This is a genomic window from uncultured Flavonifractor sp., from assembly GCF_944383115.1.
Taxonomy (GTDB): Bacteria; Bacillota; Clostridia; order Oscillospirales; family Oscillospiraceae; genus Flavonifractor.
Window position 1 is genome coordinate 1 of record NZ_CALWOJ010000050.1, and the last position, 15,251, is coordinate 15,251.

Consider the following 15,251-nt stretch of genomic DNA (forward strand, 5'->3'; position numbering starts at 1 on the left):
CTGCCCTGCTGCAGGCCGCAGTCCACCAGAATCTTCTTCCCGCCGCACTCCACACAGTGGCAGCTGCCGGTCACGGCGCGGGCTGCGCCGAAAAAGGTCAGTTTCATGGGGCACCTCCTTGTCTGATTTGTACAACCTTATTGTAATACGCCCGGTGTAAAACCGCAAGTATGGAAACGCCGGCCACGCAAAAAGCGGCCGCCCGAAGGCGGCCGCTTTTCACAGGAACAGGCAGCGGGTCATTTCTGCATGTCGATCACGTTGATGGCGATGGCAATGGGGGTGGTGCCCTTGTAGATGGTGCCCACGCTGACCATATACTCCAGGGAGGGGAATATGCCTCTATTATAGACGTCATAGGTGTAGCCATAGCTTATTCCGCCCTGGCTGTTGGAGTACACAAAGCCCTTACCCTTGAGCAGCTTGATGTAGAGGTCCAGCACATCCAGCCGGTTGCTGGGTCCGCCGGGGATGTCCTTCAGGTTATAGACATACATGGTGGAGTTGTCGTCCGGCTCCTCGCTCATGGGGATGACGCCGAAGATGCCGCCGAAGTCGGGGATGTTGGAATAGCCGCTGTAGGTGGCGTCCAAATCCATGTCGCCGGTACTGCCGCCGGAGGAAGAACCGCCGGAGGAGGAACCGTGATCGTCGTCGTCATCGTCGCCCCAGCCGCTGCCGCCGCTGGAACCCATGGTGGCGGTGTAGGTCTTGTTGTTGCCGGTATCGTCAATGATGCGGAAGTCGCCGCCCACGGTGGTGATGGAGGAGGGAGCCGGGCCGTTGTAGTCCTCCACGCTGACGTTGACGTAGCCGGTGGAGTGGGGCAGGATGGGGTCGGACATGATGGTATTGTTGTAGCTGCGCCGGTCAACGATAAGGGTGTCGTTCTGGATCATCACGGTCTTGTCGGTCTTGTTGCGCACCAGCAGATAGACCTCGATCCGGCTGCCGTCGCTGGAGTAGCGGTAATTCTCGGCATAGCCGTAATAGAACTCCACATTGTCGTCGCTGTACAGCTTTTCCTTGCCGCTGACGGTGGGGATGGTGTTGTCGGTCTTGTTGGTGTACAGGTTGGTGGCGTCAAAGCGGATGGTCTGGCTCTTAGACCCGCTGCCCACGCCGCCGAGAATGATGCGGAACTGGCCGCCGACGGTCTCCACGCTGTTGAGGTTCACCAGGGAGGAGTCAAAGTTTTCAATGGTGAGGTTGACGGTGCCGATGGAGTTGGCCGACACATCGTCGCTCATGACCAGCTTGTTGAAAGTATAACCGTTGAGATTGATGGCGTCGCACTGGACGGTGATCTGGCTGCCCGTCTTGTTGTCCACATCCAGGTAGAGTTCGGCCTCGCCCGCATCATACTTGGCCTTTTCAATACGCACAAAGGAGATCTTCACATTGGAGTCCTCGTAGAGGGGCTGGGTGGACAGGGCCCGCTTGGACACGGTGACGGTGCAGGTGGCCTTCACACCGCTGGCGGCAGTCACGGTAATGACGGCGGTGCCCGGGGTCCCGGCGGAGATGGTGCCGTCGGCGGCCACATCGGCCACGTTCTTGTTGGAGCTGGTCCAGGTCAGCGTCTCGGTGGCGTTGGCGGGGGTGACGGAGGCAGTGAGCTTGCCGCTCTCCCCCTGCTGGAGGGCCAGGGTGGTCTTATCCAGGGTGATGGCGGTGACGTTTACCGGCTTCTCTTCCAGGGTGACCTGCTTGCGCTGGTCGGGCAGGGCCATGCGGGAGATGATGGTGGCCACCGAGGCCCGGTCAATGGGGGTCTCGGGCTGGAAGGTGCCGTACTTGTCGCTGCCGGTGAGGATGCCCGCCCGGTAGAGGGTGTAGATATCCTCATAGTTGGCCGACCCGGCGGCCAGGTCGGGGATCTCCCCGTCCTCAATGGTGTTGATGGCCTTCAGCTCGTCGTCGGGCAGGGCCTTCACCAGGATGCCGGCAAACTGGCGGCGGGTGGCGTTGGCGTTGTAGTCGGTGAACTGGCCGGCGGTGATGATGCCGTTTTCCACCGCGTAGTCCACATACACCTGATACCAGGGCTCACCCTGCTGGAAGTCGGCCTGGCCGTTATGGTAGATGCTGTGCAGGCGGCAGGCCAGGGCCAGGGTGGAGCTGATGGTCAGGTTCTGAGTGGGAGAAAAGGTGGTGGCGCTGCTCCCCTTCACCAGATCCAGCTCGTAGGCCTTCTGCACGCTCTCGGCGTACCAGCTGTCGGCGGCCACGTCGGTAAATTTCCCGGCGGGATAGTCGTTGACCTTTTTGAAGTGGTCCATGTTGTCTGCCGCCAGAGCCGCCGGCATCAGGCCCGCCATGAGGGCAAGGGCCATCAGCAGGCTCAACAGTTTGCGTTTCATCTCAGTTCCTCCTTGTCATTGACTTGCGGGCTTGTTATCCCAGGGTGGCAATAATCTCCTGTATGGCGGCGATCCGCCTCTCAGCTTTGTCCATGGACGCGCAGCCCTGATCAAAATAGAGACTCCAGGTATATTTGTTGATCTTGTTCTGGTGCCCGCTGCACTCATTCCACAGGTCATCCCGGGTCACTTTGATCAACTCCTGGAGGCTGGTGTATCCGTCATAGGAGATGGGAATGGCATCCACATTCTTCAGCACATCCCGGGCCAGATCCAAAAATCCCACAGCCGTCACACCATTGGTCATGATCAAAAGGGTGGATGTGGGACCCACCAGATTGGGCATGGAAGAGTCCTCCACGATCTTGGCCGATCTCTGTCCGCCGGCAATGGCCTCACCAGCCTTGTCGATGTCATTCTTCAGGCTGCTCAGCTGTCCGGGGGTGAGCGTCGGGGTGCCGGGGTTGGGCTCCGGCTCTTTCTTCTCCAGCGTCACCTGCTTGCGCTGTTCGGGCAGAGCCATGCGGGAGATGATGGCGGCCACCGAGGCCCGGTCAATGGGGGTCTCCGGCTGGAAGGTGCCGTACTTGTCGCTGCCGGTGAGGATGCCCGCCCCGTACAGGAAATAGATGAGCGCCCCGTAGGAGGAGCCAATATCCACATCGGGGATGTCCCCCGGCTCAATCTGGTTGATGACCTTCAGCGCGTCAGAGGGCAGAGACTTGGCCAGGATGCCGGCGAACTGGCGGCGGGTGGCGTTGGCGTTATAATCGGTAAACTCGTCACTGGCGATGATATCGTTTGAAATGGCGTAGTCCACATACACCTGGTACCAGGGCTCACCCTGCTGGAAGTCGGCCTTGCCGGTGTGGTAGATGCTGTGCAGGCGGCAGGCCAGCGCCAGCGCGGAACCGATGGTGATGTTCTGGTTGGGAGAGAAGGTGGTGGCGCTGCTCCCCTTCACCAGGTCCAGCTCATAGGCATCCTTTACGCTGCCGGCATACCAGCTGTCGGCGGCCACATCGGTAAAGGTCCCGGCAGCATAGGCATTGACTCTCTGAAAGTTATCCAGGCTCTCCGCCGCCAGGGCAGCTCCGGGCAGCAGAGACAGGCTCAGCACGCCGGCCAGCACCGCTGACAGGACCTTTTTGCGTATGTTCATGACCTTGATCTCCTCACTCTCTTCCAAATCGTCTCCAAACCTGCATCAAAACAACGTTTTTTCGTTCTCTGCAAACAGCTTGTCGTTGATCTCTCCCAGCTCCATGTGATGTACGATGCCGAAACTGATGATGGCATCCCGCTTCAGCCGGGGATAGAGGGGGGCGTAGCCGGCCTGCTTAAGCAGCCGCTGGGCCTCCTCCAGGGTGGTCTCCAGCCCCACGCACAGGCAGAGCAGCCGGTCCCGGGAGGGATTGCGCCGGCCGGCAAAAACCTGGTGGAGATAGACCTCGCTCATCCCCGCCCTCCGGGCCAGGGCCGCCTTGGAAAAGTCCTTCTTCTCATATAACTCCGCCAGCAGCTCCGCAATGCTCTGGTTGGCAAAGAAGGGCTGATTGTCGTGGAGATAAGAGTCAATGTTGGCCTCGCTCATCAGAGCATGGCTCAGATCGCCTGTGGTCTTATTTTCCAATCCTATCACTCCCTTTACTTTCAAATGGAAATCGTTTATACTAAATTTACAACAATTTGTACCTGGATACAATATGCCCACTGCATAGTGTACAAGGTTTTTCAGGGGTGATTTCTATTTATACCTGGCTGTCAAATGCGCTTCAGGAAGAGTATGAGCTGGTCCGGATCTTAAAGGAAAGCCCCCGGGGCAGCGTACAGCTCATCCGGCACAACGCCACCGGCAGGCGTCTGATCCTGCGCCGTTTCACCGGCAATCCGGAAGTCTACCGAAAGCTGCTGGACTACACCTGTCCCAACCTGCCCACCGTGTACGAGGTGGCGGTAGAGGGAAGCAAGGTCCTGACGCTGGAGGAATTTGTGGAGGGCGACACCCTGGGCTTCCTGCTGCAGGAGGCCCTCTTTTCACCGGAGGAGACCCGAAAGATCGTCCGGCAGGTGTGCAAGGCCCTGTGGGTCCTCCACTCCATCGGCGCCGTCCACCGGGACGTGAAGCCGGAGAACATCATCCTCCGGGGAGACGAGGCGGTACTCATCGACTTTGACGCCGCCCGCTTACATAAACCGGAGCACGACAACGATACTCAGATCCTGGGCACCACCGGCTTTGCAGCCCCGGAGCAGTACGGCCTGTCCCAGTCGGACATCCGCACCGACATCTACTCCCTGGGGGTACTCATCAACGTGATGCTCACCGGAGAGCATCCCTCCAAGAAGCTGGCCGCAGGCAAAATGGGCCGCATCGTGGACCGCTGCACCCACGTCAATCCCCAGCACCGCTACCGCAATGTGCTGCGGCTGATGGAGGTCTTGTGACATGACCGGCGGGACCAGGCCCTGCCCTGTCTGCGGCGCCACCCTCCCCAGCGAGGCCTCCTTCTGTCCCTACTGCATGGAAGCTCTCCGCCCCCGGCGGGAGGCGAAGGCACCGGTCCGCCGGTGGCTCCGGCCACTGAGGCGGGTCCTTTTTCTGCTGGCGCTGGCCACCTTGGCTGCGGCGGTCTGTTTGCTCTATGACGCCGTTACCCCCGACACATACGACGCCTGGGGGGAGCTGACCTACCGTCTGAACGGCAACGATTACCATTTAGCGGCCACCTTCCGTAACGACAGCGCCCCGGAGCCGGAATACACCGTGCAGACCATCGAAGACTGGGATTATGACCGGGCCGCCAAGCTCTTTGTGACCCATGTGGACACCGGCGCCGACGCCGGGCAGGTCTTCCGCCAGCAGGTTGAGACTATCCAGGTCCAGGTGGTTCAGCCCCAGGACAACCCCTCCCCCATCACCTGGCAGCAGCCCACCTATCAGGGCGATCCCGCCGCCGAGGGGATGGCCCTCTCGCCGCTCTATTTTGACGGTCAGAGCCGTGGGGAGGCGGAGATCCGGTGGACCCTAAACATGAAGAACGGGGACACCATCCTTCTGCGGCACAAGATGGTGATCGAGCCGGTGGAGGTGGTGGACTACACCCCGGCCAACTGCGACATGGACACCATCGAGGACCTCCAGGCCCTGGTGGATCAAATCCAGGCGGAGGTCCCCCTGCCCACGGTAGTACGGATCAATCTGCCCCCCGTCCACTACGAAGGGGGTCTCACCATCACCGGGCGTCCCATCAACCTGTACGGCACCGTGGATGACAAGAAGATGCGCACCGCTTTTCTGGGCCCGGTGACGGTGGACGTGGACCGGGGCCCCCAGTGCTTCATCGAGAACATCGACTTCCGGGGCAGCGGCTCGGGCACCGGCCTCACCGTGGAGGCCGACGGCCGGGTGCAGGACTGCCTCTTCACCGGCTGGGACACCGGCCTGCTGGTGGGCGGAGACGACTGGGCCGACCCCACCGGGTGCTGGTTTGAGGACAACGGCGTGGGCTTCCGCTTTGACAGCGTGGGGGACTACGTCAACGGCACCATGCTGGAGGGCAACACCTTTCGGAACAACGGCACCGCCGTGGAGCTGCTCCGGGTACCCGGGAGCAAGACCTTCTACTTCAACGGCTGCGCCTTCTCCGGCAACGGCCTGAACCTCTCCAACCCCGCCGACCACCCCACCGACCTCACCCGGGCCACCTTTGACTGAGGGAGGCGAGTGCTATGAATTTACGCTGCCCCCACTGCGGCACGCCCCTTCCAGCGGAAGCCTCCTTCTGCCCCCACTGCGCCCAAAACCTCCGCACCCGACATGAGGTGGATACACCCGTCCGCTGGTGGCTGAAGCCTTTGAAGCGGACTCTCCTGCTGCTGGTGCTGGCCGCCCTTGGCTGGGGAGGCTGGCTGGTATCCGACGCCCTTGCCCCGGACGTATATAGGGCCTGGGGGGAGCTGACCTATACCCTGAATGGCAGCGACTACCACCTGTTCCTTACCTGCCGCACCGACATAGTCCCCGAGGCGGCCCACACCATGCAGGTGGAGGAGGGCGGGGTCTACGACCGGGTCTCCCGGCTGTTTGTCGCCCATGTGGACTCCGGCGAAGACGCAGGACGGGCCTTCCTCAACCAGACGTCTGAGGTTCAGGTCCGGGTGATCCAGCCGCCGGACAGTCCCTCCCCGGTGAGCTGCTCTCTGCCCCTGAAGCCTCTGAATCCCTACGACGGCCTGGCCCTGACCACTCTGGATTTTACCGACCGCAGTCAGGGGCCGGTGGAGGTGGAGTGGACCATCACCATGAAAAACGGGGACACCATCTTCCTCCGCCAGAAGATCGACTTCCAGAGGGTGGACACCGCCCACTACTACCCGGAGGACTACCCCATGGACACCATTGAGGACCTCCAGGCCCTGGTGGACCAGATCCAGGCGGAGGTCCCCCTGCCCACGGTGGTACGGATCCACCTGCCGCCGGTGACCTATGAGGGAGGCCTCACCATTGACCGGCGGGGGATCAACCTCTCCGGCTCCACCGACGGACAGGGCCGGCGCACCACCTTCTTAGGGCCGGTGGTGCTTGCGCCGGAGGAGGACCCTCTGTGCGACATCGAACACATCGACTTTGTGGGGAACAGCACCGGCACCGGCCTCACCGTGGCCGCCCAGTACCGGGTGCTGGACTGCTCCTTCACCGGCTGGGAGATCGGCCTGCTGGTGGGCGGGGAGGCCTGGGCCAACCCCAAAGACTGCCTCTTTACCGACAACGACATCGGCTTCCGCTTTGACAGCGGCGGAACTTACTGCAATTACACTGACTTTACCAACAACACCTTCCGGAACAACACGGTGGCGGTGGACCTTTTGCGGGTGCCCGGCCTCAGAACCATCGACTTTACCGGCTGCCTGTTTGACAGCAACGTGGCGACCATCCTCAACCCCAACAACCATGCCATTGATACCGGAGGCGCTACCTTTACATGAAAGGGATGATCCCTATGGAACACAAATGCCCCCACTGCGGCGCAGTTCTCCCGGAGAATGCCTCCTTCTGCCCCCACTGCGCCCGGAGCATCCGCACCCGGGAACCGGCCCCCGTCCCCACCCATATGTGGCGGAAGGGTCTGAAATGGGTGCTGGCTCTGGCCATCGTGGCGGCGGCCGCCCTGGTGGGCTGGGCGCTGCTCCATGAGCCTCCCACCGGTCTCCCCGCCGGGGAGACCACACCGGTGGTCTTTCAGGAGGACGAGGACGGCATGGTGACGGCCACTCCCGAATATCTGGAGGAGTTCTTCCCCACCCTCACCTGCATCGACTTCCGCACCACCATCAAGACCAGCGACAACATCGACGACTATCTGGTGGACAGCTTCCAGATGGCCACTCTGGTGTCCTCCCGGGGCGCCCAGAACGCCGTGGGGGAACGGGGGATGTACAACGCTGGCAGCGACTCCAATAATCGGGTGGCTCTGATGATCTTTGACGACAACACCCACCTGATGGGCTATTTCATCGGCTCCCCCACCAACCTTGGGGGCGGCAAGTGGCAGATGGACGTGGTGAACTGCGACTACGACTTCACCCACCTCTACGAGGCGGAGCTGGCCGCCTTTGAGGGCAATTGGGAGGAGGATTTCTCCACCTACATCCCGCCGGAGGATATCCCCTCCTCCGGGGCGGTGTGGTTCCTGAAGGGCTACAACACCGGCCAGGGCCCCGTGCTGCGGGAGGACGACCCCCAGACCTACGCCCTGTGGCACACCCTCCACGGCCCGGAGCCGGAGCGCCAGTGCCGGGAGATCCAGCGGCTGGAGGAGTTCCTGCCCCGTAAGGACCGGTGGATGTGCTACCTGCTGCTGGATCAGGACTACAACCTGCTGGGCTACACCATGCTGGATTACCAGGGGAACGGAGGATAAGTCATGGCGCACAAATGCCCCCACTGCGGCGCACCTTTGCCGGCGGAGTCCTCCTTCTGCCCCCACTGCGCCACCGACATTCATCCCCGAAAACAGGCGAAAACCGCCACTCCCCTGCTGAAAAAACTGCTGCTTGGACTGCTGGCTCTGGCGGTGCTGGCCGCCGTGGGGTTGGGGCTGTGGCTGGCCTTCGCCCCCAAGGCCTACGACGGCTATGGGGAGGTCCACTACGGGGACTGGCAGCTCCTGCTCACCCAGCACACGGACCGCTACACCCCCGTGCCGGAGATGACCATTCCCGGGGAGCCGGAGGGCCAGTATCGGGTGCCCTCCCGGCTGTTTATCAACGACAGCACCGGCAACGATGTCTCCGACGCCTTCCTGGCGGAAGTAGAGGAGGTCAGCGCGGCCTTCATCGGTCAGGAGGACAGCCCCTCCCCCTTCCAATGCTCCCAGCCCGCCTACAACGAGGGGACGCCTGAGTGCCCCCTTATCTCCCTCATCGACTTCACCGGGGAGAGCGGCACGGCAGAGTTGGTATGGACCTTCCAAATGAAAAACGGAGACACCATTTACCTCCGGCAGACCTATGAGGTCGTTCCCATCCCGGTATATGACTACCACCCGGAGGACTACCCCATGGACACGGCTGAGGAGCTCCAGGCCCTCATCGACACCATCGGCGGCCAGGCGAACGACCCGGTGGCGGTGATCAACCTCCACCTGCCCCCGGTGACCTATGAGGGTGGGATCACCATCCGGGACCGGAGCCTGAACCTGTACGGCTCCGCTGACGAAGGCGGAAACCGCACCACCTTCACCGGCCCTGTTCAGGTGGTGGCCCCCGACGGCGAGATTGCCTATCTCCAGGACATCGATTTTGTGGGGAGGGGCAGCGGCACCGGTCTCTCCGGCTCCGCTCCCTTCCGGGCCACCAACTGCACCTTCATCGGCTGGGACACCGGGGTTTATGCCTACGGCACCAACTGGGTCAACGTCATCGGCTGCACCTTCCAAAGCAACGGCATCGGCTTCCACTTCGACAGCACGGGAGAATACGCCAACCACTCCATGTACAACGACAACCGCTTTTTTGGCAACGATGTGGCGGTGCGGCTGGACAACGTACCCACCGACATAACCCTCAACTTCCAGGGCTCCATCTTCCGGGCCAACGCCCAAGGCATCCTCAACCGCTGCGACCAACCCCTGGATCTGTCCCAGGCCACCTTTGAGTAAAGGAGAATCCCACCATGGAACACAAATGTCCCCACTGCGGCGCGGACCTGCCGGAAAACGCCGCCTTCTGTCCCCACTGCGCCAAGGATATCCACCCCCGGAAACAGGCAAAGACCGCCAATCCCCTGCTGAAAAAGCTGCTGGTGGGCCTGCTGATCCTGGCGGTGGCCGCCGCCATCGGCGGAGCAGTCTGGTACTGTAACCGCCCCTATGAGCCCCAGGAATTTGACGCCCTGGGCGAGGTGTACTACGAGAGCGGGGAGAAGACCTACCAGCTGCTGGTGGCCTGGCCCAACGACCGCTGCGCCCCCGCCCCCGACATCTACCAGCAGGGTTCCCCCGACGAGCAGTATCGCTGGCCCTCCCGGTGGTACGTCAATGACGCCGCCACCGGCGCCGACGCCTGGGCAGAATTTGAGCCTCTGGTGGAGGCCGTCACCGTGGAGGTGGTTCCCGATGAGAACGCCGCCGATCCCCTCACCGCCGGGGAACCCCGTCACGACGAGGACTACTCCCCCGACGCCGCCATGATCTGCTCCCTGGACTTCACCGGCAATTCCGGCCAGTCCCAGATCGTCTGGACCGTCCAGATGAAGAACGGTGACGTGATCCGGGTCCGCCAGAACATCCACGTCACCGCCATCATCACCCACGAGTACCACTGGGAGGACACCCCCATGAACACCGTGGAGGACCTCCAGGCCCTGCTGGATCAGACCGCCCGGGACATCGCCCCCTCCGATCTGGTGTACATCTACCTGCCCCCGGTGACCTACGAGGGGGATCTGACCCTGAGCCGCTCCTATGAGTTCTACGGCTGCACCGACCAGGGGGCGGACCGCACCACCCTCAAAGGCTCGGTGACCATGGACGGCAGCGCCAGCTTCTACTGGATCAACTACTTCTACGACATGGATTTCGTGGGTAACGGCGCCGATACCGGCATCATCGCTCCCACCAAGGCCTGGGCCATCGGCTGCTCCTTCACCGGCTACAAGACCGGCTTCCAGTCCCAGGGGGAGGCCTGGATCAACGCCACCGGGTGTACCTTTATGGAGAACCAGGTGGGCCTCCACTTCAACGCCACCGGCCAGTCCGCCTCGGACAGCCGCTACCACGACAACCAGTTTGTGAACAACGGCACCGCCGTGTTGTTGGAGAACGTGCCCACTGACATCACCCTGGACTTTGCGGGCACCGTGTTCTCCGGCAACGACACCGACGTGGACAACCAGTGCGACCACCCCATCGATTTGTCCAACGCCATTTACGACCCGGAAGGCTGACAAAGAAACACAATGGCGCGCCGCGGTATGCGGCGCGCCATTGCGTTTCCTCTGAACGCACAAAAAAGGACATCCTTTCGGATGTCCTTTTTGCTGGTGGAGACGACAGAACTCGAATCTGTGACCCCTTGCGTGTGAAGCAAGTGCTCTACCGGCTGAGCTACGCCTCCATATGGTGACCCGTACGAGACTCGAACTCGTGTTACCGCCGTGAAAGGGCGGTGTCTTAACCACTTGACCAACGGGCCATGTTGCCCAAGCGGGCCCTGAGCTGGGAAAGAGGACCCCAAAAGACGGCGTGTGCCGTCTTTTGGGTCTGGTAGCGGCACCTGGATTTGAACCGGGGACACTACGGGTATGAACCGTATGCTCTAGCCAACTGAGCTATGCCGCCATTTGCGCCCGGATAAACAGGGCAAGAGATAGTATATCGGACGCGGCGGCGTTTGTCAACGATTTTTTCGGATTTTTTCAAAATTTTCTCCCAAACCCTCAGTCGATCTTATAGCCGACCCCCCACACGGTTTTGATGAACCGGGGATTCCGGGAGGGCTCCCCCATTTTCTCTCTTAACCGGCGGATATGGACCATGACAGTGTTGTTCCGGTCCAGATACTTCTCCCCCCACACGCTCTCAAACAGCCGCTCGGCGGAGATGACCTGGCCCCGGTTTTCCGAGAGCATCCACAAGATATCAAACTCGATGGGGGTAAGGTTCAGCTCCTTGTCATACAACAGGCATTCGTGGGTGGCCCGGTTGATCACCAGGCCGTTGAAGTCCAGAATGTCGCGGCTGTCCGCCTTATCCGCCTCGTTGTAGCGGGTATACCGGCGCAGCTGGGCTTTCACCCGGGCCATCAGCTCCAGGGGATTGAAGGGCTTGGTGATATAGTCGTCCGCCCCGATGGTAAGGCCGGTGATCTTGTCCATATCCTCCACCTTGGCGGTGAGCATGAGGACCGGGAAATGGTGATCCTTGCGGATCTCGCTGCACAGGGTGAAGCCGCTGATGTCGGGGAGCATGACGTCCAGAATGGCCAGATCCACCGACCGGCTGTTCACCACCGCCAGGGCCTGGGTGCCGGTGTTGCACTTGTAGACGGTGCAGCCCTCGCTTTGCAGATAGACCTCCACCAGATCGGCGATCTCAGGCTCGTCGTCCACCACCAGAATGTTGGCCTCCATAGCCATCCCCTCCTTTGCTCCGATTATACCGGCCACGCTGTATTTTCGTCAAGCAGGCGGAAAAAATGTAATAAAATCATAAGATAGGGGCTGCCGCCCCGGTTCGGTGGTGACTTTTCCCGCCGATGGTGGTACAATAGTGGTTACTGTTTCCACAGGCCGGTGGCCGGGACAACCTCCAAACTCTGAGGAACGGAAGTGAGCGACACGAAAAAGCACGGCAAGGCCGCCCTGTTCAACCGCATTTTTTCCATTGCGGGGTTGAGCATCGGGGGCGTGATCCTGATCTGCCTGATCGTCCATGTGAAGCGTACCATGGATCTGCAGGCCCTGGTGGCCCAGGTGCAGCCTCTCTGGCTGCTGTTGGCCGCCCTGTGCATCCCCTTCAGCGAGAGCGTGGACGCCATCCTGTTCTACGGCATGGGCAAGGCCGCCGGCTGCCCCATGAAGCTGGCCGGCTGTTTCGACGCGGCCTACATCGGGGAGTTCTACTACAAGCTGGGCCCCGCCGGGGCCCCCGTCCAGCTCAAGCTGATGTACGACGCCGGCATGTCCGCCACCTACACCGCCTCCATTTACACCTGGAAGGCGGTGGCCAATACGATGGTATACACCGCCTACGCCGTGGCCGCCCTGATCTACGAGGTATTCTGGCTGCGGATCGGCCTGGGCGCCGCCGTGGTGGGCGCGGGCGTACTGATCGCCCTCTATCTTTTCCTGTGCGGCCTGGCCATCTTCACCGCCCTGCGCCCCGCCCCCATCCAGCGGCTCATCCGCCGCATCCTCACCTTCCTCTCCCGGCACTGGAAGGTGATGGCCAAAGAGGGCATGGTGGACAAGGGCATGGCAAAGGTGGAGGAATTCTGCCAGCAGCTGCGGGCCTTCCAGGGCAATAAGCGGCTGCTGATCTGGCTGTACGCCGGTATGTTTGTGGAACTGACCGCCCTGTTTTCCATCCCCTACTTCCTCTACCGGGGCCTGGGCCTGACCGGCCACTCCTTCTGGACGCTGGTGATGGTCCAGTGCCTGGTGATGGTCCTCTCCCGCATCATTATGCTGCCGGGCAACGCCGGCGGGGCGGAGGGCAGCTTCTACCTGTTTATGGGCCCCATTTTTGGGGCCCACCTGACGGTAGGCATGGTACTGTGGCGCTTTGCCTCCTTTCTGGAGGTACTGCTGCTGGGCGGGCTGTGGTCGGTGGTCCGGTTCGCCAAACGCTCTGCCGCCCGCCGGCATCCCCAGGAAGAGGGAGGTACACCGTGAAAGGGAAATACACCCGCCTCAAACTGAAGATGCTGCTGCTGGTGATCCTGGGCACCCTCATTGCCGGCGGGGCGGGCCTCTTCCTGCTGGAAGTAGTCATCGACGGCGTGCTTCAGGACCCCTTTGCCCGCTTCTTTTTATGGGCGGCTGAGAACCTGTTCGGCCAGAGTCCCGAGTCGGCAGCCTACTATTACCAGACCCTGATCCGCAACAACAAGCAGGAGATCCTCACCATCTGCACCATGATCCTCATGCTGGTCGCCTTCTATCTGGCCATGGGCCGGTTCACCCACTGGCTGGAGGACATCCGGGCGGCCACCCGCCGGATGGTGGAATCAAGGGAAGATCCGGTGGTCCTGCCCCGGGAACTCTCCCCCATCCAGGACGACCTGAACGCCATCCGCCTCCAGCTGGCCGCCCGGGACCGCTCCGCCCGGGAGGCGGAGCAGCGCCGGGGGGATCTGGTGGCCTTTCTGGCCCACGACCTCAAGACCCCCCTCACCTCGGTGGTGGGCTATCTCACCCTGCTCCACGACGATCCCGGCCTGGCCCCGGAGCAGCGGGCCAAATTCACCGGCATCGCCCTGGACAAGGCCCTGCGGCTGGAAGAGCTGCTGGGCGAGTTCTTCGACATCACCAAAATGGATCTGGACAGCGAGGCGGGGGAAAAGATCCCCATCCAGCTGTCCATGCTGCTGGAGCAGCTGGCCGACGAGTTCTACCCCCTCTTTGCGGAAAAGGGCCTCACCTGCGCCCCCGACATCCAGCCCCATCTGGTGGTGCGGGGGGACCCGGACAAGCTGGCCCGGGTGTTCGACAACGTGCTGCGCAACGCGGTGAGCTACTCCATCCCCGGCGGCACGGTGGAGGTGCTGGCCCGGGCGGAGGGGAATCTGGCCGAGATCACCATCCGGGACGAGGGGCTGGAGATCCCCGAGGGGGAACTGGCCAATATCTTTGAGAAATTCTACCGGCTGGACGCCGCCCGCTCCACCCGCACCGGCGGGGCGGGACTGGGTCTGGCCATCGCCAAGGAGATCGTGGAGCTTCACGGCGGCTCCATCCGCTGCGAGAGCAACGGCAAGCTGACCAGCTTTATCATCTCCCTGCCCCTGTACCGAGGAGGAAAGGCATGACACAGAAAGAGATCGCCCTGGCCCGGCTGACGGGCAACCGGCTTTTGTACATCGATATGCTGGAGGTGCTCCGCCGGGGAACCGCCCAGATCCGCCGGGCAGGACCCGACGGGGTGCTGCTCTACGATCCCCCCAGCGAGGTGTGGTTCCTGGACGCGGAAACCCCCGCCGCCCTGGATGAGATGCTCCCCATGCTGGATGGGTGTGTCATCCTCACCGGCCATCAGATGTGGTACAAGGACGTCCTGGCCGCCCACTTCGGCTTTCAGGCCCAGCAGATCTGCCGCCAGTCGGCCTGGCTGGCCCCTCGGTCCCCCGCCGTGCCGCCCTTCGGCGGGGAGATCCGGCGGCTGGACCGCAGCTGGGCAGTATGGGCGGAGGAACACTACAGCCACTCCTTCGGCGGGGTGGCCTACATGGAGGACGCCATTGACCGGGGAATGCTGGGGGCCTTTGTGGAGGGGCGGCCCGCCGGGTTCGTGGGCACCCACATCGAGGGGTCCATGGGGATGCTGGAGGTGCTGCCGGAGTATCGCCGTCGGGGCATCGGCGAGGCCCTGCTGCTGGCCATGACCGCCTTTTGCCTGGAGCAGGGAAAGTACCCCTACGGCCAGGTATTTACCGACAACGCCCCCTCCCTGGCCCTCCAGCGCAAGGTGGGCATGACCTTGTCGGAGGAGCTGCTGTTCTGGCTGTTTTAATGGGCATAAAAAAGGCCGCAGACAAATTGTCTGCGGCCTTTTTCTGCATTTATGCCTCTGCGCCGTGGGCGATGGGGCCGAAATCCTGGAAGGGCAGGATCACCCACAGGGCCCGGCCCAGCACATACCGCTCGTCCACCGTGCCCAGGGTCAC

General features: G+C 62.1%; 13 protein-coding genes and 3 tRNA genes. 9 read left to right on the forward strand and 7 right to left on the reverse strand.

What is annotated here, in order from left to right:
- Positions 1–239: 239 nt before the first annotated feature.
- The 3 genes from Q0K43_RS06800 to Q0K43_RS06810 are packed head-to-tail and all read right to left on the reverse strand — an operon-like array spanning position 240 to position 4,005.
- Positions 240–2,363: an S-layer homology domain-containing protein gene (locus Q0K43_RS06800; RefSeq protein WP_297289808.1), complete on the reverse strand. Its 2,124-nt coding sequence runs from the start codon at positions 2,361–2,363 to the stop codon at positions 240–242.
- A gap of 34 nt (positions 2,364–2,397) precedes the next feature.
- The gene (locus Q0K43_RS06805; RefSeq protein WP_297289809.1) at positions 2,398–3,525 is read right to left on the reverse strand and encodes an S-layer homology domain-containing protein; all 1,128 of its coding nucleotides are present in this window, start codon (positions 3,523–3,525) and stop codon (positions 2,398–2,400) included.
- Positions 3,526–3,570: 45 nt separating this feature from the next.
- A complete protein-coding gene (locus Q0K43_RS06810; RefSeq protein WP_297289810.1) occupies positions 3,571–4,005 on the reverse strand; it encodes a helix-turn-helix domain-containing protein in 435 nt (144 codons plus the stop codon).
- A 98-nt stretch (positions 4,006–4,103) separates the two neighbouring features.
- On the opposite strand from Q0K43_RS06810, the gene Q0K43_RS06815 reads away from it, so the two are divergent.
- From Q0K43_RS06815 to Q0K43_RS06840, 6 genes are read left to right on the forward strand one after another with little or no spacing between them, the layout of a single operon-like run.
- Positions 4,104–4,811, forward strand: a complete 708-nt coding sequence (locus Q0K43_RS06815; protein WP_297289811.1) for a serine/threonine protein kinase — start codon at positions 4,104–4,106, stop codon at positions 4,809–4,811.
- A gap of 1 nt (position 4,812) precedes the next feature.
- On the forward strand, positions 4,813–6,081 hold the full coding sequence (locus Q0K43_RS06820) for a hypothetical protein (RefSeq protein ID WP_297289812.1): 1,269 nt from the start codon (positions 4,813–4,815) through the stop codon (positions 6,079–6,081).
- Between the two features lie 14 nt (positions 6,082–6,095).
- Complete coding sequence (locus Q0K43_RS06825) at positions 6,096–7,352, forward strand: zinc-ribbon domain-containing protein (protein ID WP_297289813.1); 1,257 nt, start codon at positions 6,096–6,098, stop codon at positions 7,350–7,352.
- Positions 7,349–8,287 (forward strand): zinc ribbon domain-containing protein, encoded by a 939-nt coding sequence (locus Q0K43_RS06830; RefSeq protein WP_297289814.1) that lies wholly within the window; start codon positions 7,349–7,351, stop codon positions 8,285–8,287. Before Q0K43_RS06825 ends, Q0K43_RS06830 begins: the two co-directional genes overlap by 4 nt.
- Positions 8,288–8,290: 3 nt before the next feature.
- Complete coding sequence (locus Q0K43_RS06835) at positions 8,291–9,526, forward strand: zinc-ribbon domain-containing protein (RefSeq protein ID WP_297289815.1); 1,236 nt, start codon at positions 8,291–8,293, stop codon at positions 9,524–9,526.
- Positions 9,527–9,540: 14 nt separating this feature from the next.
- Positions 9,541–10,812 carry a zinc ribbon domain-containing protein gene (locus Q0K43_RS06840; protein ID WP_297289816.1) on the forward strand — a complete coding sequence of 424 codons (1,272 nt, stop codon included), beginning with the start codon at positions 9,541–9,543 and terminating at the stop codon, positions 10,810–10,812.
- Positions 10,813–10,906: 94 nt separating this feature from the next.
- On the opposite strand, the gene Q0K43_RS06845 is transcribed toward Q0K43_RS06840, so the two are convergent.
- The 4 genes from Q0K43_RS06845 to vanR all read right to left on the reverse strand — a co-directional run bounded on the left by Q0K43_RS06845 (position 10,907) and on the right by vanR (position 11,997).
- Positions 10,907–10,982, reverse strand: a tRNA-Val gene (locus tag Q0K43_RS06845).
- Between the two features lie 3 nt (positions 10,983–10,985).
- Positions 10,986–11,060: transfer RNA gene (locus tag Q0K43_RS06850), tRNA-Glu, on the reverse strand.
- A 69-nt stretch (positions 11,061–11,129) separates the two neighbouring features.
- Positions 11,130–11,206 (reverse strand) — tRNA-Met (locus tag Q0K43_RS06855).
- Positions 11,207–11,304: 98 nt separating this feature from the next.
- Complete coding sequence (gene vanR, locus Q0K43_RS06860) at positions 11,305–11,997, reverse strand: VanR-ABDEGLN family response regulator transcription factor (protein WP_297289817.1); 693 nt, start codon at positions 11,995–11,997, stop codon at positions 11,305–11,307.
- Between the two features lie 198 nt (positions 11,998–12,195).
- Here vanR and Q0K43_RS06865 point away from each other — a divergent pair, with 198 nt between their 5' ends.
- Genes Q0K43_RS06865 through Q0K43_RS06875 form a run of 3 tightly spaced genes read left to right on the forward strand, consistent with a single transcriptional unit; the run spans position 12,196 to position 15,097 of the window.
- Positions 12,196–13,260 carry a lysylphosphatidylglycerol synthase transmembrane domain-containing protein gene (locus tag Q0K43_RS06865; protein ID WP_297289818.1) on the forward strand — a complete coding sequence of 355 codons (1,065 nt, stop codon included), beginning with the start codon at positions 12,196–12,198 and terminating at the stop codon, positions 13,258–13,260.
- Positions 13,257–14,396: a sensor histidine kinase gene (locus tag Q0K43_RS06870; RefSeq protein WP_297289819.1), complete on the forward strand. Its 1,140-nt coding sequence runs from the start codon at positions 13,257–13,259 to the stop codon at positions 14,394–14,396. The genes Q0K43_RS06865 and Q0K43_RS06870 overlap by 4 nt, the downstream gene beginning before the upstream one ends.
- Positions 14,393–15,097: a GNAT family N-acetyltransferase gene (locus tag Q0K43_RS06875; protein WP_297289820.1), complete on the forward strand. Its 705-nt coding sequence runs from the start codon at positions 14,393–14,395 to the stop codon at positions 15,095–15,097. The genes Q0K43_RS06870 and Q0K43_RS06875 overlap by 4 nt, the downstream gene beginning before the upstream one ends.
- Positions 15,098–15,251: the final 154 nt, after the last annotated feature.